2 protein-coding genes and 1 pseudogene are annotated in these 1,230 nt (G+C 37.6%); all 3 read left to right on the plus strand.

The window, feature by feature from the left end; all coding sequences use genetic code 11:
- Positions 1-415, plus strand: a pseudogene (locus HT703_RS11070) (IS630 family transposase); the annotation flags it as partial.
- Between the two features lie 29 nt (positions 416-444).
- Complete coding sequence (locus HT703_RS11905; RefSeq protein WP_000379812.1) at positions 445-600, plus strand: hypothetical protein; 156 nt, start codon at positions 445-447, stop codon at positions 598-600.
- A gap of 388 nt (positions 601-988) precedes the next feature.
- On the plus strand, positions 989-1,230 hold a 242-nt coding region (locus HT703_RS11080), incomplete at its 3' end, for a helix-turn-helix domain-containing protein (protein WP_172930095.1).

Genomic DNA, 1,230 nt, shown 5'->3' on the forward strand with positions numbered 1-1,230 from the left:
TCGTCCTTATGCAGGGACTCCTAGAGGGGAGAAAGTCTATGAAAAGATTAGCGGACGTCGTTTTGAGCGAACTTCAATTGTTGCAGGACAAGTAGACGGAGAGTTTATAGCTCCCATGATTTACAAGAACAGCAGGACAAGCGATTTCTTTGTGGAGTGGTTCAAAACGCAACTCCTGCCTGCTTTGAAGACACCTCATGTTATTATCATGGACAATGCTAGTTTTGATCCCAAGAACATTTTGGATGAACTCTGCATCCAAGATAAACACTTTTTCTTACCTCTACCGCCTTATTCACCAGATTTGAATCCTATTGAGCAAGCTTGGGCTATCTTGAAAAAGAAAGTAACAGATTTATTAAGGGAAGTCCCAACTATTTTTGAATGTTTGGAACGCTTTTTTAAAACTAAATGACTATATAATAAAAAATAAGGGGACACGAAATGGACACCAAAGCTAAAAAGTTCACACTTGCAACGATTTCAGCTCTATCACTTCTTGGGGTAGGAATTGTTACATCACAATCAGTAGCCACTAATGATAGGCTGGTTTCCACTCAAGCAATCAATGGTCAATCCTACAATATCTTAAACTCTTAGGTCACTAGTACTTCTTCTGGTACTACTCTAGTTGGGATTGAAGGGACTTTCTTAACGCCATATAAACAGGCTATCTTAGACCGTATCAATGCCATTCGAAAAGAAACAACAGACGAAGGTCTAGTTACTAGCTATGTTCCTATCAAATGGTCAACTGCACTAGAAAAAACAACCTTCATTCGTGCAGCAGAAGCTTCGATCACCATTAATCACACACGCTTGTCTAGTAAGGACATTTGGAGCGCCTGGTCTTCAGGAAATTTCTCACTAGCAGAAAACTTGGCTTGGAACTATGACGGATTTATGACAGCTATTAATCAATGGTATGAGGAAAAAGCCGATTATGTTAATACTAAACTAAAATAAAAAAGCATTATATAATAGTAATATGAAATCAACTAAAGAAGAAATCCAAGCTATCAAAACACTTTTAAAAGACTCTAGTACAGCTAAATATCATAAACGCCTTCAAATCGTTCTATTTCGTCTGATGGGTAAATCTTATAAAGAGATTATAGAGCTTTTAGACTGTAATCAAACAACGATTTGGCCAACTGTAAAAAAATATGAGGAGTTCGGACTCGATTCTCTCCTTCAAGAAACACGTGGTGGTCGTAACCATGCATATAT

The sequence above is a fragment of the Streptococcus sp. 3874 genome (genome assembly GCF_013276425.1).
Classification (GTDB): Bacteria; Bacillota; Bacilli; order Lactobacillales; family Streptococcaceae; genus Streptococcus; species Streptococcus pseudopneumoniae.

Excerpts from the sequence above, each read along its gene's own strand:
- HT703_RS11905 (WP_000379812.1), top strand. The coding sequence starts at position 445 with ATGGACACCAAAGCTAAAAAGTTCACACTTGCAACGATTTCAGCTCTA.